Annotated in this window: 11 protein-coding genes; 5 read left to right on the top strand and 6 right to left on the bottom strand. The window is 52.4% G+C overall.

The genetic code is table 11. From position 1 onward, the window contains the following. Positions 1–177 precede the first annotated feature (177 nt). On the top strand, positions 178–1,011 hold the full coding sequence (gene speD / locus ACFSUF_RS02285) for an adenosylmethionine decarboxylase (RefSeq protein WP_377599686.1): 834 nt from the start codon (positions 178–180) through the stop codon (positions 1,009–1,011). Positions 1,012–1,107: 96 nt separating this feature from the next. Here the strand turns inward: speD and ACFSUF_RS02280 are convergent, their stop codons facing one another. Both ACFSUF_RS02280 and ACFSUF_RS02275 read right to left on the bottom strand, forming a co-directional pair. Then, a complete protein-coding gene (locus ACFSUF_RS02280) occupies positions 1,108–1,581 on the bottom strand; it encodes a GNAT family N-acetyltransferase (RefSeq protein ID WP_377599684.1) in 474 nt (157 codons plus the stop codon). 340 nt (positions 1,582–1,921) lie between these two features. Beyond that, complete coding sequence (locus ACFSUF_RS02275) at positions 1,922–2,071, bottom strand: hypothetical protein (RefSeq protein WP_377599682.1); 150 nt, start codon at positions 2,069–2,071, stop codon at positions 1,922–1,924. 173 nt (positions 2,072–2,244) lie between these two features. On the opposite strand from ACFSUF_RS02275, the gene ACFSUF_RS02270 reads away from it, so the two are divergent. The 3 genes from ACFSUF_RS02270 (at position 2,245) to ACFSUF_RS02260 (ending at position 13,899) form a co-directional block, all read left to right on the top strand. Further along, a complete protein-coding gene (locus ACFSUF_RS02270; RefSeq protein ID WP_377599680.1) occupies positions 2,245–3,702 on the top strand; it encodes a sensor histidine kinase in 1,458 nt (485 codons plus the stop codon). A 12-nt stretch (positions 3,703–3,714) separates the two neighbouring features. After that, positions 3,715–4,290, top strand: a complete 576-nt coding sequence (locus ACFSUF_RS02265) for a response regulator (protein WP_377599678.1) — start codon at positions 3,715–3,717, stop codon at positions 4,288–4,290. A gap of 198 nt (positions 4,291–4,488) precedes the next feature. Then, positions 4,489–13,899 carry a fibronectin type III domain-containing protein gene (locus ACFSUF_RS02260; RefSeq protein ID WP_377599676.1) on the top strand — a complete coding sequence of 3,137 codons (9,411 nt, stop codon included), beginning with the start codon at positions 4,489–4,491 and terminating at the stop codon, positions 13,897–13,899. 82 nt (positions 13,900–13,981) lie between these two features. On the opposite strand, the gene ACFSUF_RS02255 is transcribed toward ACFSUF_RS02260, so the two are convergent. From ACFSUF_RS02255 to ACFSUF_RS02245, 3 genes are read right to left on the bottom strand one after another with little or no spacing between them, the layout of a single operon-like run. Next, a complete protein-coding gene (locus ACFSUF_RS02255) occupies positions 13,982–15,556 on the bottom strand; it encodes a DUF3369 domain-containing protein (RefSeq protein ID WP_377599674.1) in 1,575 nt (524 codons plus the stop codon). A 4-nt stretch (positions 15,557–15,560) separates the two neighbouring features. Further along, a complete protein-coding gene (locus ACFSUF_RS02250) occupies positions 15,561–17,075 on the bottom strand; it encodes a sensor histidine kinase (protein WP_377599672.1) in 1,515 nt (504 codons plus the stop codon). A gap of 21 nt (positions 17,076–17,096) precedes the next feature. After that, entirely contained in the window at positions 17,097–17,480 is a 384-nt protein-coding gene (locus ACFSUF_RS02245) for a carboxypeptidase-like regulatory domain-containing protein (RefSeq protein ID WP_377599670.1), read from the bottom strand. 246 nt (positions 17,481–17,726) lie between these two features. Here ACFSUF_RS02245 and ACFSUF_RS02240 point away from each other — a divergent pair, with 246 nt between their 5' ends. Further along, a complete protein-coding gene (locus tag ACFSUF_RS02240; RefSeq protein ID WP_377599668.1) occupies positions 17,727–18,668 on the top strand; it encodes a diguanylate cyclase domain-containing protein in 942 nt (313 codons plus the stop codon). Between the two features lie 893 nt (positions 18,669–19,561). Here ACFSUF_RS02240 and ACFSUF_RS02235 read toward each other — a convergent pair. Further along, positions 19,562–20,323: an HNH endonuclease gene (locus ACFSUF_RS02235; RefSeq protein WP_377599666.1), complete on the bottom strand. Its 762-nt coding sequence runs from the start codon at positions 20,321–20,323 to the stop codon at positions 19,562–19,564. Positions 20,324–20,652 lie beyond the last annotated feature (329 nt).

The raw sequence follows: 20,652 nt of genomic DNA, 5'->3' as shown, positions 1-20,652 counted from the left end.
AAAAGGCGATGATCGCCTTCGCTTACGGGTGCTTCCGTCGTAAGGGTGTTATTTTTTACCAATATAATCGATATCCGGTTCAACTGTCAAGGTTTCAATTCGGGCTATGCATGGTATTTTATTCAAAGGACGGGGAAATATAAAATACATGTTTAAGGATAAAGGAGAACTGCACTCATGAGCCTGACACCCGAGCAAGTCATTACGCTGCATGGATTTAACAACCTGACCAAATCTCTCAGTTTCAATATGTACGACATTTGCTATACGAAAACAAAAGAAGAGCGCGAAGCTTATTTAGAGTATATCGATGAACAATATAATGCGGATCGGCTGACTCATATTTTGAAAACGGTAGCTGATATCATCGGGGCGCATGTGCTGAATGTGGCTAAGCAGGACTATGTGCCGCAGGGGGCGAGCGTGACGATGCTGGTGTCCGAAGGTCCCGTGGTGGAAGTGCCCGACGAGTCGTTTGAGGAGTCACCCGGGCCGCTGCCGAATAACGTAGTGCTTCAGCTGGACAAAAGTCATATAACGGTACATACGTACCCTGAATTCCATCCGGACGAGGGGATCAGTACGTTCCGCGCTGACATTGACGTATCTACTTGCGGTGAAATTTCGCCTTTGAAGGCATTGAATTACTTGATCCATTCTTTTGATACGGACATCATGACCATCGATTACCGGGTCCGCGGCTTTACGCGCGATACGAGCGGGCACAAGCTGTTTATCGACCACGAGATCAGCTCCATCCAAAACTACATTCCGGACGATGTTAAAGATCTGTATCATATGATCGATGTGAATGTGTATCAGGAGCATATTTTCCATACCAAATGCAAGCTGCGCAATTTCGATCTGAACAACTACCTGTTCGGTTACACGAAGGACTCGCTGAGCCCCGAGGAACAAAAAGAAATCACAGAGAGCGTGCAATGGGAGATGGATGAAATCTTCTACGGCAAAAATATTTATCCAGGCACGTTGATACCGGACGAGAATTGAAAGTATAAAAGAAGCCACCTGCGGGTGGCTTTTTTTGTTGAGTAGGGAATGTGCAGAGCAGGTAGTGCAGGGAATGCAGGGAATGCCCGGTGATGGCTAATTAAGCTCCTTTGTCATGTGGTAGTCTGTTATGATGTAACCTGATTTCTCGTACAAATGCCTCGCCCGCTCGTTAAATCCAAACACATGCAAAGAGATGCTGCGTGCACCCAGGCCCCGGGCAGTATCGTCCAGGGCAGCCATCGTCTGCTTGCCATAGCCCTGTCCCTGGAAGGCTTCATAGATCACAATATCGTATAAAAAGGCAGACGTACCCGCAGGGCTTTCGCTGATCTGCAGCCAAATCTCTCCGACATGGAGGGACTGATTCTCATCGATAACCGCTAAAAAATGCGCCCCAGGGGTATCCGCTTCTTCAGGCAAAAACCGTAGGAATGCCGCTTCCGCAAGCTTGGGAACCTCATCTTCGCTCCATGCGCCTATTTTCACTTTATCAGCCGCAAAATCCCTCAGCGACCTCTCCCGAAACCGGGCATATTGCGATTCATTCATAGGAGCCAGCTGTACCATGTGTCTTCCTCCTTTGTCTAATTAGTGTTAAGCAGATTATAGACAATTTCCTGGGTTAGGGTAAGTGCAGCGGACAAAAGTACCTTCACTGTAATTGGGCATCAGAATTATTGTCATACATGACGGTGCATGACAGGAAAACGGCGCCACGTGGCGTTTTTGGACTGAAAACGAGCATTTTTTGTCGAAATGCATAGGTCTTCATGCGCATCCCAGAAATGGGTCTACCGTATTATAATATAGGTAGCTTATGGAAATGAAACGGCACGACTTACAGCCGGCTCAGCTTTGCAGCTGGCCGGCAAATGCAAATCGTCGGCGGAGTGCTTCTTCGCCCGGATTATACCTCAGGTTTGGCTTCCGCTTTGGCAGCAGCAACTACTGCGCCCGATCCTGGTTTGGCCTCCGGTTTTGCAAATGCAGTCAAAGCCGCCCCGACTGTTAAAGCTGCAGCAACCAGCGCGATTACGGCGATTCTTCCTTTTTTCATGTCAAATCATCCCTTCTATCTGTCCTTGTCGATTCAGCCTAGGGGAGAATCCCCCGCTGTGACCTCAGTATAGTAGCATGGAGTACCGCAGCAGAAGGTTGAACTTTTTTCACCCGGCCCGCCCCTGCCGTAACGTAAAGGGGTTAGCAACGTTTTTTTTGGAGGCTGACTTTATGATTATCTTTTATTGCCTAATCTTTCTGTCCTTGTGGACTGTGGGCGCCATCATGCTGATAAACAACCGCTCCAACCCGCACACCCGCTGGTTCAGCGGACTGCTGTTCCTCACCGGCTTCGCGAGCTTTTCGGTCGTTATCAATCTGGCTCTAATGCCTTGGCTGCGAACGGTCTCAGCTCCGCCTGAGGCCATCGAAGCCCTGCGGATATTCACGATGATCGCCTGGGGAGCGGAATATCATTTTCTCCCTATTGTGTTCTTGCTGTGCGCCCTGGTATTTACCCGAAGGTTCAACGCAAGGACGATCCTATCCTTCAGCGCGGCGCTATCGGCACCGATTGCCGTGTATATCGCGGCAATACCTCCCCTGTACCCGGAGCTGCAGCTGGGACATCCGGCGTTTAGGGTGCTCTCGGGCGTTTATTTTGCCTGCGGAATTCTGATTTACTGGTTGAGATACCTCATCGAGCGGAACCCTTCCCAGCAGCGGAACAGCTTCCGTACGGCGTTGGCTCTGACGCTATGCATCAGTTTTCTCTATGCAACCGATTATTACGGCATGAACCATTTTCTGATTACTAAGAATGGGCTCGAGATCGCCAGCAATAACATGTGGCAGTTGAATGTGCTGATTGCGCTGATTTTCGTAGCATTTTTCGTAGTGTACGCGATGAAATACGGCTTTATGGGCATCAAGCTCCGCATAGAGCAGCAAAAATTGGACTATTCCATGCGAAACCTGACACAGGGGGCTCTGATTTTAAACCATACGATCAAAAATGAAGTGCAGAAAATCAACTATTTGAGCGGCCGAATGCGAAGCGCAGTTGAGAAGGGGGACCGGGCGGAGACGCTGCGGAACCTGGAAAGCCTGGATTTTGTGGCGGAGCATATTTTGAATATGATGAATCAGATCAAGGACAGGACCGGGGAAATCGAAATGCAGGAGCAGGAGTACCGCCTGGTAGATTTGCTGGAGTACAGTGTACAGACGCTCTCGCCGATGCTGGAAGAGAAACGGATTCAGCTGGTAACCGACATTGGAACCGATCCCATCTTGCTTTGCGACGCGGCGCACGTGAAAGAAGTGCTCAATAATGTGCTGGTCAACGCGGTGGACGCGATGGAACCGGATAAAGGCAAACTGTCTATCACCCTCGCAGAATCCAAAAAAGAGGTAATGATCTGGATCAAGGATAACGGGGCGGGGGTGTCGGAGGAGAGTGCGGCGCGGATGTTCGATCCTTTTTTCACTACCAAAAAAGGGCTTTCCAATTACGGCCTCGGCCTCAATTACTGCTACGGCGTTATGCACAAACACGGGGGTAGCATCCGGCTCGTCGAAACGGAATTGGGCAAGGGGACCTGGATGGAGATCAGGTTTCCGGCCAAACGGGTGCGCATGTTACCAATGACGGAACGTCCCGCACGGATGCGGGTCGGCGTCTTTTAAGGAGAATCGGAAATGGAACGCAGAATACGGGTTATGCTAGTGGAGGATGATGAGTTTTGGAGGCAAAGACTGTCGTCCGATCTGAACAAAGAAGAGGATATTGAGATTGTCCAGACGGCCGCCACAAAGAAGGAGGCGCTGGAAGCGGCGGCTTTGCATGATCTGGATGTCGTTTTGATGGATATTAACCTGACGGAAAATCAGCTCGACGGGCTGGAAACGACGAAGGAATTGATGCTGGCGAAAGATTTTCAAGTGAAGATCATTATGCTGACTTCGCTCACGGAAAAAGAAATTATCGTCAAAGCGTTCCAAAACGGGGCGGTCAACTATATTAACAAAAGCAGTTTTCAGGACATTGTCCGGGCCATTCGCGAAGCGCATGCGGGAACGGCTTCGATCCATCCGGATTCGGCCGCTACGATGCGGGAGGAGATCCGGCTGATGCTGCTGACTCCGTCGGAGCGGGAAATTCATGAGTTGAAAGAGCGCGGCTACAGCCGATCGGAAATTTCGGGTAAGCTGAACAAATCGCTGAATACGATCAAAACGCAGATCCGCAGCATACGGAATAAATTGCTGAAATAGGGGATCGGCAGGGAGCAGCTTCCTTTGGGCTTTGAGGGGGCTGTTTTTTTGTGCATTTGGAGGATGTAAGTATCCCACGTCACGGTACAGGGGTGAAAGAAGTTCAACCTTCCCGGGAGCGGGCCGCCATTCTATAATTCCGTATGGGATGAGAAATGTTGACCCTTAGCTACTCAAAAGGGAAAGGGAGAATGAATAATGAGTTGGAATCGGATTAAAAGAAACGCCTCGCGGTCGATCAGCCTGTCGCTGATCTGCCTCACGCTGCTGAACAGCGTGTTTCCGGCTGCGCTGCCCGGCACGGCGAGCGCAGCGGAGCTGTCCGGGGATGCCCAAACCGCCCAGGCGGCGGGCATCCAAGGGTTCATGGTCTCGGCCGCCGCAGAGCAGACGGCGGTCAAGACCGGCGCCCAAGCGGCCTTCACCGTGAAGGTGGCCGCCGGCGCTGGCGGCGAAGCCGCCCTGTCCCTGCAGGTGAAAGGACCTGCAGGGAATGTGGTCGCCCAGCAGCAATACCCCAAGGGGGTATTTGCTGCCGGCGAGGAGCGCACGTTCGCGTTCGCGTGGAACGTGCCGGACGGCGTCCCGACCGGGTTGTACACGGTCGGGGTTCGCGTGACCGACGGCGCAGGGAAAGCCGTCTACACGGAGCAGCCTCAGCTGCTCAAGCTGGAGGTGCAGCCGCCGGTAGAGGCGCCTGCGCCGAATGCGGCGGCCAGGTACACGGCAGCCGCGTTCGCCAGCCCCTACCTGGTGAAGGCCGGTTCCAAACTGACCGGAACCGCCGTGGTCACCAGCACGCTGAACACCACCGTGCAGGTGAATGTAGACCTGTATAATGCCTTGGGCACGAAAGTGCATGGCCATACTTACAACAACCAAGTGATGCTGGCGAACAAGAAGTACTTGTTCCCCATTGCCTGGTCCGTACCGGCCGATGCAAAGCCCGGCCTGTATAAAGCGGCGGTGAGCGTCAGCAAGCCGGGCGGCGCTGAGCTCTATGAGAGGAACGTTCTCACGGGCTACTTCGTGGTGACGGACCAGGTAACGCCGCCGGTCGGTGATACGTATCCGCCGGCTGTGCCCGTCGGGGTAACGGCTGCGGAGACGGGCGACGGGTTTGTGAAGCTTCGCTGGAACCCGGTAACCACGCTGGATACAGCGGGTTACAAGGTGTATGTGACCAGCGAAGAGGAAGGCTGGAGCCGCGAGGTGCTGGCGGGCCAGGCGGCGGGTTATACGGCAGCCGGGCTGAAGAACGGTGCAGCGTACCGGTTTACGGTGACGGCGCTGGATTATGCCGGCAACGAATCCGCGAAATCGGCAGCGGTCAGCGCAGCGCCGATTGACAAGATCGCTCCTGCGGCACCGCAAGGCTTGCAGGCTAAGGCGGGCGATCAGTCCGTGAAGCTGTCGTGGACGGCGAACACGGAGAAAGACCTGGCCGGCTACAAGCTGTTCAGCTCGCTTGACGGCGGAACCACCTGGGATGCCGGCGTGCATGTCGGCAGCGTAACGTCCTATACCGTCGATAAGCTGATAAATGATCAAGCTTATACATTCGCTTTAACCGCATATGACAACTCGGACAATATGTCCCCGAAATCGGCCGCAGCTTCGGCAACACCAATTGATCTGACTCCGCCGGATGCGCCTGGAGAGATTACGGCGACAGCTCAGGACGGCTCCGTTCTCGTGAAATGGTCTGCAGCAGAGGCAGCGGACTTGAAAGGATATACACTCTATGTCTCCGCAGACGGGGGAATGTCATGGCAGCCGGGTATTGAAGCAGGTAGCGCTTTGGAGTATAAAGTCAGCGGCCTGACGAACGACACCGAGTACACCTTTGCTGTGACAGCTTCGGATAAGGCAGGGAATACTTCAGCCAAATCGGTTTTTGCCAAAGCGACGCCGGTGGATTTGACAGCGCCAAACGCTCCGGGCAGCTTGCAAGCGGAAGCCGGAAACGGTCAAGTGACGCTTCAATGGACGGCTTCTTCCGCCGAGGAGGGCGTTAAGGGGTATAACATCTACGTTTCCACCGATGGAGGCACGAACTGGCTGGCTCCGGTAAATGCCGGTCATGTAACCCAGTTCACCGTGTCCGGGCTCACCAACGACACTGCATATACTTTTGCCGTAACGGCCTTCGATGCTCGCGGCAATGAATCGGCCAAATCAACTAGTACAACAGCGACACCGAAAGACAACACGCCGGCGGTTGTCCCGGCGGGACTGACCGCCACGGCAGGCGACGCCTCGGTCGAATTGCTATGGACGCCCGTTATACCGGGAGGCACAACCCAGCTGGTGAAATATACCGTCTACATGTCTTCTGACAATGGTGCCACATGGAATGCAGGTACAGCCGTTGGCATCAACAACAGCTATTCGGTCTCCGGTCTGACCAACGGCACAGCGTATACGTTTGCCGTAACCGCAACCTACAGCAGCGGAAAGGAATCTGCAAAATCCGCCACCGCCACCGCCACACCGCAGCCTTCTAATGTGGACCGCACGCCACCGGCTGTTCCGGTCATTATGATGGGCATTCCGGAAAGCAACGCGGCGGTGCTGGTCTGGTCCAAAGTCATGGACGCCGACCTGGCAAAGTACAAAATTTACAAATCCACCGACGGCGGAACTTCATGGGACATGGGAATTCTGGTCGATCCGGTAACCATGTACTATTACGGGGGGCTAAAAGGCGGAACTGCTTACACGTTTGCCATGACCTCCATCGATGCCAGCGGCAATGAATCGGCAAAATCGGCAAGCGTAACGGTCATTCCGGTTGCAGGCCCTGACCGTACGCCTCCGGCAGTTCCGACGGGACTTGCGGCCGTTGCGGGAAGCAAAACAGCAAACGTTACCTGGAACGCAGTTTCCGATGACGATCTGCAAAGTTATTACATCTATGTAACAAATACCGCAACTGGCGGCTTTAACCGGATCTATACAGGAACCGCCACTTCATACAAAGTGACCAACCTGACAAATAACGTAGAATATACAATTCAAGTGTCCGCGATGGACACGAACAACAATGAGTCCGCCAGATCCGCAGGAGTGAAAATTAAGCCTAGCAGCTCGGATACGACGGCACCTGCAGTTCCTGCAGGACTGCAAATAACCGACGTCAGGGACGGCATGCTGTCCCTGCGTTGGAACGAAATTGCCGACGCAGATAAGGACCACTACAACGTGTACGTATCCACGGATCAAGGCACCACCTGGCGTCCTGCCCAGCAGGCGCGTACGGCAGCGTTCCTTGCCAGCGGGTTAATGAACGGTACGAAGTATACGTTCGCTGTCAGCGCTGTAGATATCAATGATAACGAATCTGCCAAGTCCGCCCTAGTCAGCGGCACGCCAAGCAAGTACATCGTTCCGCAAGGCCTGACAGCCAGCGCGGGCGAAGGCGAAGTGAAACTCGGCTGGACCGCGGTAACAGCTGCCGATCTGAAAGAGTACCGGGTGTACACCTCCATGAACGGTGGTTCTTCCTGGAATACAGGCGTGAGTGTCGGCAAGACGGCCCGCTACACGGCGAAGCCGCTAACGAACGGGCAGCTGTACACTTTTGCCGTCACTGCCGTAAGGACGGACAATGCGGAGTCTATCAAGTCGGAACCTGTCTCCGCTAAGCCTGATACACTGAGAATCCCGCCGGACCCGGGTACGATCGCTCCATCGCTTCCGGATACCAACACAGTCAGCTTCAAAGACTCCGTGTCCTTCCTGTACACAGGATTGAATCCGGTTCAATACGGAGTTACTCCCGGCGTCTTGAGGGAAGAGCAGATGAGTGTGGTGACAGGCAAAGTCCAGGACACGGAAGGCAGCCCTATTCCCGGCGTAAAAGTGACTGTTCTCAATCACAACGATTACGGTATGACGGCCTCCCGCCTGGACGGGGCATATGATATTGTCGTCAACGGAGGGAAAGGCATAACGCTTCAATTTGAAAAGGCCGGCTACATGACCGTACAGCGCAAGGCACCTGCGGACTGGAACGAGTTTCACACGATGCCGGATGTCGTGCTCAAGCCATATGACACGAAAGTTACGGAAGTAACACTGAGTGGTTCAACCGAAGTGCAGGCGGCCCGGGGCAGCCTTGTCACGGACGAGGACGGTTCGCGGCAGGCGGCGGTACTGTTTCAACCGGGTACGACAGCTACGATCCAGCTTCCTGACGGTACTGTCAGAACGCTGGATAAGTTGAACGTCCGGGCGACAGAGTACACGGTCGGCGACAAAGGCGAGGAATCTATGCCCGGCGAAATCCCTTCCAGTGTAGCTTACACCTATGCCGTCGAGCTTTCTGCGGATGAAGCGGTAGCTGCGGGGGCAACCAGACTGGATTTCAACAAACCGGTTTATGTGTACGTTGATAATTTCCTGGACCTGCAAGTGGGCAGTATTGTGCCGAGCGGCTACTATAACCTGAAGCAAGGGGCATGGGAAGCGGAGCCTGACGGCTATGTGGTTCAGGTCGTTTCCGAAAATGGCGGCACCGCCCAGATCGATATAAACGGCGACGGGGTCGCTGAGGCGGATTCGGTGCTTGCCGGGTTCGGCTGGACGCCGGGGGAACGCCTGAAAGTCGCTCAACTTTACGATGCAGGCAAAACCTTATGGAGAGTACCTGCACATCATTTCTCACCATACGATTACAATCAGAACTCCATTGTTCGTCCGGATGACAGGCTGATGCCGCCTAACGATCCGGTTGACAATCCGGCGAAGGATAAGGGAGACGGCAAAGCGGATCCTTGTAACGATAAAGGTTCGATTATCGGATGCTACAGCCAGACACTGGGTCAATCCATCCCGATTCAGGGGACTTCGTTATCCTTGGACTATCATAGCGATCTGACCGCGGGTTACAAACTGAGGGGCGAGATAGAAGTGCCTGTCACCGACGGCAGGTCCCTCTCTTCGCAGCTGATGATGGCGGACGTAACGGTTACCGTCGCAGGAAAAACCATGAAACAAACGTTTGCGGTCTCTTCTCTAACGAAAAACTTAAAAGCCAAGTTTACTTGGGACGGTCTGGACCGCTACGGCCGCAAGCTGATCGGTGAGCAGCCCTATACGGCCATCGTCAGCTATCACTATCCTTCTACGATGTATATCGGGACACTGCCGCCTTCCGGCGGGGGAGGAGGAGGTTCAGGCGGAGGTTCAGGCGGAGGAACCGGGGGAACGAGGTCATTCGGCCAGGCCCCCTCGATGGCGGACAGTACCGGCTATTTCCGCCAAGGCCGGGACAATGGCTTGTTGAACCGACAATATAACGGTTATATGGTCAGCCCAAATAACCCTTATGAAGAAACCGGAATTGCCGGATGGAAGCTAAGCAGCCAGGATATGCTCCTGAACTTGGACCAGGGTTACAGAACGGAGCAAATGAACGGGACTGCAGAAGGAATCTCCATCCCGTCGTCACCCGGCAATGTAGTCGGTCCCGATGGCAGCTTTTATGTGAAGAAAGGATCCGATCTGTACCGTATCCTTCCTGACGGCAATGGAGCGGAAAAGGCCGAGACGCTAAGATCCGCTCAAGACGAACTGATCGCTTACGGAGCGGACGGTACGATGTACGCGAAAGATGTATCCACTCAGAATGTATACCGCAAAAGGGCCGGAGAAACATTCTGGACTCATTTTGCAGGGAATGGAACGGCCCGGCCTTTAGGTACTCCTGAATATTACGAGGACGGTACGCCGGCGACCTCTATTTCGTGGAGCAGCCAATTTACGGATTATGAAGTGGGACCGGAAGGGAAGCTTTATTTTATCAATGACAGTGTTCTTTACCGGGTGGACCCTAACGGAGTCATGTTCAACTATGCCGTAGCCGATAGCACGGTCAGAGACGATAATTATCTGGGCACCGGCGTTGCGGAAGGGGTTTCGTCGAAAGAAAATATCGGCTCGGTTCTCTCTGCCGAGATCGGCAAAGACGGTACCATTTATGTGCTGCAATATCACAGCATACAGCCCTGCCGGTCAGGCTGCGAGTCCAGAGGGAAAAGCGTATCCTTGATCAAAGCGATCTACCCGACCGGGGAAGTGCGGAATGTGGCCGGGGTGCCTTTTGCGGAGAACTTTGAGAGCGAAAACCAAGAGACACAGTACAATCTGGCTGACGGAGTGAATGCGTCCGAAGCGATCTTCTACACCTTGACTTTTGAAATGGATGAGCAAGGGACGATCTATTTCCCGGATTATACTTCTTCCAGCTTGAACCGCAATCTGTACAAAATCGATCAGGACGGAGTAATCCACTCGTTTGACCGCCGTGCCGTCGAGAAAGTGCAGCGGATCACCTCTGCGGAGGAAGAGCGCGACCCTGAACTCATTAATGTGCGTCTGCTGCAGGCGGGGCCGGGGGACCGGGTATATCTGTTCACGCAGGTACGGAATGTGGAAGCGATGGTATTCTATACGGGCAGCGGGCAGAACGGCGGAGAGACCCAAACCTGGACCAAACCGGACGACAGCAGCGCTTACGCGGGTGTCTACAGCCTCGAGAACGGAAGATTGCTTCGCACTGTAAGCACATTAACCGGAAAGACGCATGTTTCCTATGATTACGACGAAGCGGGCCGCCTGACCGCGATCCGGGATTTTAAAGGGGAAACCATCACCATCGCAAGGGACACCAACGGCGTTCCAACGCAAATTGTCAGTGCATACGGTCAAGTAACGCAACTGATTGTGGAAAACGGCCAGCTGAAACAGGTGACTAGTCCTGCAGGCGAAGCCTACACGATGGAATATGATGATTTCGGGTTGATGAAGCAATTTACCGATCCGGAGCAGCAGATCAAAAAATACGGCTTCGACGACAAAGGCCTCCTGACAAGAGCCGAAACGCCGCGTGAAGGTGTAAAAACACTGCAGCGCTCCAAAAATGATTTCGGATACGAAGTTAAAGTCACGGACCCGGATCAAAACGTCATGATCTACAAAGTAAGAAATCAGACCGGCATCAAGTCGATTACCGTGCAGGATGCGTCAGGAGCCGAAATCACAGTGAACGAATACACAGCCTTGACCACTAAGAGGTATCAGGATGATTCGATTGATTTCATGACCTTTGCCGCCGATCCTCAATGGGGTGAGGCCTATGTAACGCATATCCGAAGCCTGACGCACGACAGACAGGAAATAAATCAGGATATTAAGCGGGAAGCCGTGCTGTCAGATCCGAACAATCCTTACAGCCTTGTCTCTTTGAAGACGACTTTAACGCTGGAAGGAGCTTCTAGAACAAGCGAGTACTTCCCGGCAGAACGCAAAGTGAAGACGGTCACTGCAGAGGGACACCAATCTCTCATTTACATGGATGAGTGGGACCGTACGGTGCGGATTGAAGAACCTGGCACGACAATTGCCCCAATCCTGTACAGCTACGACGAGAGAGGGCGTTTGAAACGCGTCGAACAAGGCAACCAGTTCCTGGAATACACCTACAATGCAGCGGGTTTAGTCGAGACAGTTACCAATGCCGCAGGGTATGTGAAAACGTATAAATACGACGAGGCAAACCGCCTGAAAACAACCATTACTCCAGGCAAAAAGCAATATGAGTTTGGCTATGACGCCATGGGGAACCATACTTCTCTTGTGATGCCAAACGGGGAGACGGTCAGCCAGTCTTATAACAAAGACGGGGCTTTTGAAAGCATCCGCTTCGGGAACGAAACGAACGGGTTGTTCGTAAATCGGACGCTTACCTCTTCGAAAGATTTCTCTACTCTATGGAGCGGAAAAACAATCGATTACACTTATGAGGGAGACCAGTTGACTGGTATCAATGATACGGACATCCAACGGGGAATCTCATACGCTCCGGGTGAAAAGTGGGGCAGATTCGAAACGGTCAGCAGTGTGACGAACAATGTGTATAAGGATGCGCAGCAGGTGAAGTTCGCCTATGACGGCCTGAATATTACAGCCACCGAATTTACGGGCGATGCGAACGGCAGGTTCAGTTACAGCAATACTAAGTTTGGTCTGTTAACAAACATTGTTTCTTCAGTTACCTCATCCGTATACGGGAATCAGATCAGAATCGATGCGGTAGGCTACAACAACGATTTTGAGGTAAAACAAGCCGGTCCTTACAGTTTCGGATACAACGGGCCGAACAAAAGGCTGGACAGCATTGACGACGGACAAATTACAGTAAGCAGAAGCTATGATGACATGGGACGGGTGAGCAGCATTGCTTATACTGCCAAAGGGGCTGAAATTTACCGCGTCGCTTATACGTACGATCTGCGTAATTTCGTCGAGACTAAGACAGTAGTCAGCGGCGGAGCAGCTGAGACGTTTACCTACACGTACGATGCTGACGATCAATTAACCGACGTGGTGCGTACCCTGAACGGAGAGGCTTCCATTACGGAACATTACGAATATGATGTCAACAAAAACCGTACGATACGTGAAATCACCGGCGCAGCGAGGGAAATCAGCACTTACGGTGCCTTCGACCAGCTGCAGCAATCAGGGAATACGGCGTATGAATTCGATGCGGACGGTTTTATGACGAAACGGGGAGATGATACGTTCCGTTACGGGCCGAAAGGCGAATTGCTTGAGGCGTCCGCCAATGAGGATTTCATTCATTACACCTATGATGGCATGGGACGAATGACGGCACGCGAAGACGCTCAAGGCAAGACTCAATATTTGTACGGCAACAGAATGCACCCGAAATCCGTAAGTGCAGCTGTTGGACCGGATGGTGTCGTTACCTGGTATCATTACGACCTGAGCGGGTATTTGTTAGGTCTGGAGAGAAACGGCATCCGCTATGAGACGGTTACGGATCAGGCGGGAACACCGGTTCAGGTACTGGACGCCGACGGGAAGCTGGTTAAGGAAATGAAGTATGACAGCTTCGGCGTACAGCTTTCCGATACGAATCCGTCGTTCAAGCTCGATATCGGCTTTGCCGGGGGGATAGCGGATGAAGACACCAAACTAGTGCGTTTCGGCTCCCGGGATTATGATCCTGTGTCGGCACGATGGACGGCAAGAGATCCGATCTACTTCGACAGCGGGCAGGCCAACTTGTACGCATACGTGAATAACAACCCGATCGTTGTCCGCGATCCTTGCGGCCAAGGCTGTGTCGGCGGATCCATTTACAACTTCGTCGGCATTGGAGCGAAAATCTGTAAGGAAGGCGACGACTGGGCAATTTGCGGTGAGATTGGAGCCGGCTTCGGCGGTGGAATTGACATTGCGCCCGGTGAAGGGCTGCCTTCCAATCATACGGCTTTCGAAGTCGGTGTGAAGGTCAAAGGCGGGCCTGCATCAATAGCCGGAGGTTATGAATGGAAGCGGGAAAAAGGATCACCTTGTGTTCAGGGATCACCTAAGCTTTCAGCCGGGTTTGGACCTCTTGAGGTGGATATCCTTTCACCGAACGAATCCAAGGCTACGGGAGAATTGGATGATCTGCTCAAGCCGAACGATGCGATCGGCGAGAAATTTAAAGATGTGAACGATAACGGCTGGACTGTCAAAAATGGCTTGGAGGCAGCAGCCAAACTGAAGGGATGTAAGTCAACCAAGGCATAACACAGGCATATAACAAAAGGCTGCCCTCAAGGTCATTTTACCTTGAGGGCAGCCATTTCTATTAGTGCTTGGTCCGTATAAATCAGTTCCGGCTGACATCCGCATACTTATCGCGGATATTCAGAATTCCCGGCAGATTCTCGAAGAATAAGTCTACCAGCACCGGATCGAAGTGTTCTCCGCGCTCTTTGCGGAACAGCTGCAGAATATCTTCCAGCGGCCAAGCTTTCTTATAGACTCTGTCGCTGCCTAGTGCGTCGAACACATCGGCTAAGGCCGTAATCCGGCCGTAAATGTGAATCTCCTCGCCGGCTAACCCGTTCGGGTATCCTGTGCCGTTATATTTCTCATGATGCTGGTGGGCGATGATCGCCGCCGCTTTAATGATGCTGCGGTTGGACGACTTCAACATTTCGTAGCCGTAGGTGGAATGGTTTTTGATCGTGTCGAATTCCTCCGGCGTCAGCTTGCCCGGCTTGTTCAGGATGGCATCTGGGATGGCAACTTTCCCTACGTCATGCATAGAGGAAGCCATCCGCACCAGCTCCGCTTCGTCTTCCGGCAGGCCGTACTTGAGGGCCAGCAGCTTGGAGTATTCCGCTACTCTTTTGACATGATTGCCGGTTTCCTGAGACCTGGTTTCCACAATTTCGCCCAGCGTAAAGATAATTTCCTTGGAAGCATTCTCCACCTCTTCGTTGAGGTAGATGTTCTCGAAGGCTGCGGAAACGTTGGAGCAGTAAATTTCAATCAAATATCGGTTCCATTCGGTCAGGGAATGGACGCCTTCGAAGTAGATGACGTTCTCCATACCGGTTTTGCTCTGAAAATAGCAGACAAAATGATTATCCCGGAACTCGCTTTGCTTGGAACGGAACGCCTGCTCGATGTTCTGTAAGACCAGCGTGGGGACAATTTCGTCGATGCGCCGGTTTTCATCGTAATCGTGGTAGTCTCCCGTAGCTGCTAATATGTAGATTTCCTCCTGGCCTTTCGTCACCGCGAAGCTGTTGCAGTGAAGGGCATTCTTATGAAGATTCAGAATGGAGGTCAATTGGGTAAGCACACCTGTAGCGAAATTCTTCATCGACTTGGGCTCGAACAGGGCGGCAGAAGCCGTAATGATCCGTTCCAGGCCCACCTTATTGTTCTCTATGACTGTAATATCGCGATAAGAACGGAGGGCTGCCATGACCGTGGTGTACAATTTCTGCGAAGTCAGCTCCGTTTTCTCTTTATAATCGTTGATATCATAATTCGAAATGACGACTTTCTCCGGCGCTTGACCGGGCTGGCCCGTGCGCAGGATGATACGGACTGCATGATACTGCAGTTCCTCTCTTATATATTTCACGATTTTTAGGCCCGAATCGTCCTGATCCATCACCACATCCAGCAGAATGATGGCCGTGTCCGGGTTCTCGCGGATAACAGTGCAAGCTTGCGCTTCGGTAAAAGCGCTTAGAAACTCCAGCCGCTTCCCGTCGAATTCAAAATCGTTCAGCACCAGAGAGGTCAGATGGTGAATCTCCCGCTCGTCATCGACAATGATGATTTTCCATTTCTCTTCCGACCGTGAGGGTTCGCTGCTGCCGCCATGTTCAGCGGGGTCCTCATCGGCAAAAAGAAGCAGGTCGTCTAGATGTTCATTAGCCATGGTATCATCCCTCATTCATAGGTATCTGGATCGTAAAGTCGGTGCCCTTGCCTGCATGGCTTTCGCAGCTGATCGTTCCGCCCAGCGATTGGGTCACCAGATTGTACACAATGTGCATGCCGAGTCCGGTGCCGCCGCTGCTTCGGTTAGTCGTAAAGAACGGATCGAAGATCTGTGCGAGCACTTCAGGTGTCATGCCTTTGCCGTCATCGGAATAATGCAGCAGGGCATAACCGGGGGCCCGGGTAACTTCGATAACCATTTGGCCCTGATCGTCATTGCTGTATGCGTGAATTAAAGAGTTCATGATAAAATTCGTCAAGATCTGGGATATCACGCCCGGATCGGTGTATAGCTCAAGTCCTGCGTCACCTTTCACCGAAATCGTATGTTTCTTTTTCTTCAATTGAGGCTGCAGGCTCTTCAGTACCTCTTCGACATATGCTTTTACAAGAAATTTGCGCTTCACATGGGCGGAGCTGTCTACTGCCACCTGTTTGAAGCTTTTGACCAGTTCGGAAGCCCGCTGCAGATTGCTCTGGATCATGCCTGTTGTTTCGCTGACTGTCTTCAAGTATTCATCAAGATCGGACCGTTTCATCTGGTTTTGCTGATACAGCTTCAGGAAATCCCTAGATTTCTCATCTAAAAAGGAAGCTGCAGTCACACCGATCCCGATGGGCGTGTTGATTTCATGCGAAACCCCTGCCACCAAGCTGCCCAGCGCTACCATTTTCTCAGACTCCACCAGCTGCTTTTGTGCCTCCTGAATTGTAGTCATGGCCTCCTGAAGCTCTCTATACCGGCCTTCCAGATCATGAACCATTTCATTGAAAGCCGTCGCCACTTCTTCGAGCTCCTGGCTGGAGTGCAAGGTGATATCATCGTATGGAACTCCTTGTTTCACGGAGACGGCTGCAGCTCGGATCCGAAGCAGCGGATGGATCACCAGCTTGCGGATGATAAACCAAAGTGCAATAAGCAGCAGTGCCGTACTGGTCAGAGCAACCGCAATGTTGAATGTTATCCTGTTCCGGACGAGCGCGTAATTCTCGGAGGTATCAAGGATAAGTTCAATCGCACCAATCGTGGCGCCGTCTTCTTTCAGCGGAGCTGTAAGGCGGTCTATCGGGATTTCCGTTGCAGGGTCATGCAGGTGGATAACCGTAGCCTGATCCTTTTCCATCTGTCTAATCAGTCCGATCGGGGTTTTGTCTCCTATACGTGACCGGTCCGTAGAGGCGTGGACTTCATTCTGGCCGTACAAAGTGAGCTGCAGGACTTTGGAATTTTTGTATTGTATATAATCGAATATTTGCTGTACGTCCTTAAAAGAATGGGATTCTTCATATCTGCCGTTAATGGCGGTGGTCATCCCCTCAAGCTGGCTCACGTAGGTTTCTTCTACGGATCGCTGCAGGCTGTAGGAGTCGAACCCGACGATCACAGACATAGTCAGAATGGTAACGGACGAGACCAGAATCAGAACACGGTTCTGCAAACTTAATTTACGAAACACAGGACAGCTCTCCCGGGCGTTTTATTTGATGTCAAAATGAATCAGATCGGTTACATCATAAGGCGTGTGATCGTTATTATGAAGGGAGATTTTCAACGTATACGTTCCCGGCGGTAAATCGTTGAAGACATAGATGCCGTCTTTTACGCCGATCTTGTCCCCGTTATTCAAATACATATGAATGTGGCCTTCGCCTTCTTTGCGGGCTTGTCCGTAATGTTCCGGCGAAATTTTCATATCCGTGTCCACGGTAACCGTAGCCTTATTTCCTTCCACTTTCACGTCGACACCCATTTTAGGCTTATACCGCTCATGAGCTTCAGCCGTGTCCGCTGTCTTGGAGTCCCCGTTTCCGCAGGCCGCCAGAAGAGCACAGCAAACGGCAAGTATATACCATAACTTCATCGTTCCACCTCTTTACCTATCGATCTTACTTGTAACGGTACAGTTTCTACAAAATGCTCAGAAAATCCTTCCTAAAAACGCGAAAAACGCAAGATATTATCGAATTTTGTTGAGGAAGGGGAGGGACTGCTTAATTTTGCAGCCGGAGACACGCGAAATTTACAAATTTCTTTACATTCGACTGCCTTGTTTTATACTTAATGTAGATAGCATTTCAGGCGTTTACTGTTGTAAAGGAGCAAGGGAATGACCGATCAATCCATGATGGCGCAGCTGGCTCGGCTGCTTCCGCATATGCTGGATGTAATAGAGGATTCCATCTATATTATGAGGGTCGATAACGGAACTTTCCGTTATGAATATGTGAACCGGTCGGCCACCAGGTTCAGCGGGATTACTATGGACGCGGCAGGCATGTCGTTCGGGGAAATCAATCAGCCTGAGATGGCCGAGTATCTTCACAAGAAATACTCCAACGTGCTGGACAAGCGCAAGAGCATTAAATTTGAGGACGGCATCCTGATGCCAAACGGTTCCTTCAGCGGGGAGAGCATTCTCACGCCGATCATGGATGCTGAGGGTAATATTACGCATATTATCAGTGTTACCCGGGAAACTACGGAGCGGAAGCAATACGAGGAGCAGCTTCACCATTATGCTTATCAGGATGATTTAACGAAGCTGTATAACCGCAGATATTTGCTCGAGCATGTGCAGCAGCCTGACGTTCTTTATTTATTCGATTTGGATAATTTCAAGAATATTAACGATACGTTCGGACACGATGCCGGAGATCTTTTGCTGATGGAAGCGGCAGGACGCTTGAAAGACAGATTTGGCTCCGAGGCTGAGCTGATCCGCTTGGGAGGGGATGAGTTCATTGTGGCGTACATGCAGAAAAAGCAGGGACCGGGGGACGGTGCGCGCTTCATTAAAGAGCTGTTCCATCAGCCCTTCACTGTGAACGGACGGGAACTTTATATCAGTGCAAGTATCGGCGTGGCTGTCCGAAAAAGGGACGAGGATACCCCGACCTTGCTGAAACAGGCGGACATCGCGCTTTATCGGGTGAAAGGAAACGGAAGGAACGGCTATCATATTTATGAAGCAACCGCCAAATACGAGCATGTGGAGAATTTCATTCAGGAATTAAATAAGGGGGAAGCCGGTCACAGGTCGATAGGGTGACCGGTTGAAACGAACCGAGCCCACTTCCGCCAGCCGGTAAAGGGTCGCGGACTGGTAGGTACGGGCTTGACAAGCTTGCGGCACGCCGTCCATCGGTCCGGACCCGCATAGCGGCCGGGACGTGCAGCACCCCTGTGCCGCAATGCCCAAAAGTACCGTTATAGCACACACTCCTAACCTGTAACGCCCAAAAGTACCGTTACAGTACACACTCCAATCCTGCAACACCCAAAAGTACCGTTACAGCACACACTCCAATCCTGCAACGCCCAAAAGTACCGCTACAGCGCACACTTCCGCCCTGCAACACCCAAAAGTACCGTTACAGCGCACACTTCCGCCCTGCAACACCCAAAAGTACCGTTACAGCACACACTCCAATCCTGCAACGCCCAAAAGTACCGTTACAGTACACACTCCAATCCTGCAACGCCCAAAAGTACCGCTACAGCACACACTTCCGCCCTGCAACACCCAAAGTACCGTTACAGCACACACTCCTAACCTGTAACGCCCAAAAGTACCGTTACAGTACACACTCCAATCCTGCAACGCCCAAAAGTACCGCTACAGCGCACACTTCCGCCCTGCAACACCCAAAAGTACCGTTACAGCACACACTCCTAACCTGTAACGCCCAAAAGTACCGTTACAGCACACACTCCCGCCCTGCAACGCCCAAAAGTACCGTTACAGTACATACTCCAATCCTGCAACGCCCAAAAGTACCGATACAGCGCACACTCCTAACCTGTAACGCCCAAAAGTACCGTTACACACGCCCGGAAGTAGCTGTAGTGCCCAAAAGTACCATTCCATGCGACCGGAAGTAGCTGCAGTGTCCAAGAGTTCCGCCCCACTTTAAACGGCAGATTCTGCTGTTGCCGGGCGAGTCAGTCGAGAGATTCCAGAAACTCGTCCAAATCTTTGCTTCCTTTGGACTGATTGCATTCGTTGCAGGCGCATACGCAGTTGACCGGCGTAGTATGGCCGCCTTTGGCCCGGGGGAGAAGATGATCGATCGTGTCGCCATAGTTTCCACAGAAATAGCAGGTATAGCGGTCCCGTTTTAAAAGATACTGCTTGAAAGACCGGTTCGTAAAAAGCCGGCGGACGGTGTGGGAATTCACGACTACGGCCGCGTGTTCCATCACAAGATTGACCGCTGTCGCGAGGTCAGTCTCCTGATGCCAGCGGCGGCCTTTGTCCGTGCGGCCCCGCATGCGCAAGATGCCTGCCCGCGTCGGGCGCAGCTCGCCTACGCGCGCCCGCGCCAGCTCTGCTGCGCCGGCCAGCGGCCGCGGGCGCACTGCACGGAAGCCCGGTGAATGCGGATGCCGGGGAGGGGGCGGTGTTTCGCCGATCCCCGGAACGGACGTACCGCGGACTATGGAGGCTTTTGCCGCCGCGGCCGGCACAACGGCCGCTTGTTCGCCGGCAGCACTGTTTTTGCGCTGTTTCCGGCAGGTGCGGCAAGCCCCGCGTCTTGAGTTCGCACCTGAACGCCGGCCGGAGCGGCGCATGAAATGGCTTAGCGGCCGCTGCTGCTGACAGTAGCCGCATAGTTTATATGCAGGAAGTTCACCTTCCGTCGGTTCTGATTCGGATTCCGATGCTAAACCGGAATTGATTAGGGATTGCTGCTTTTCGCCCATCCGGGTGTCACCTCAACTTTTTTCTATTTCCTATTATACCCTTTCCTTACTTACACTGCACAACCGTTATCTCCGGCACAAGCCTAAGGACCTAGCGCAGGATTCGATATTTCCTAGGAAATATGCGGTGCTTTGTTGTCATTTGTCATACTGCGGCTGCAATGGAAAAGCCGGGTAAGACCAAATCCCCGTTTGCGGAGACGGCCTTCCCGGCTTTGTTTGTTACCACATAAGAAAGTATAATTTTTCGAAAATGAAAACGGGCCTTCTTTTTGTCGCGTAACCTACATATAAACGCGGTCGCTCCGCTTCGAAAGACCTCAATAGAG

The organism is Paenibacillus gansuensis, from assembly GCF_042684925.1.
In the GTDB taxonomy this organism is placed as follows: Bacteria; Bacillota; Bacilli; order Paenibacillales; family DY6; genus Paenibacillus_N; species Paenibacillus_N gansuensis.
This window is presented reverse-complemented; position numbering and strand designations above follow the sequence as displayed.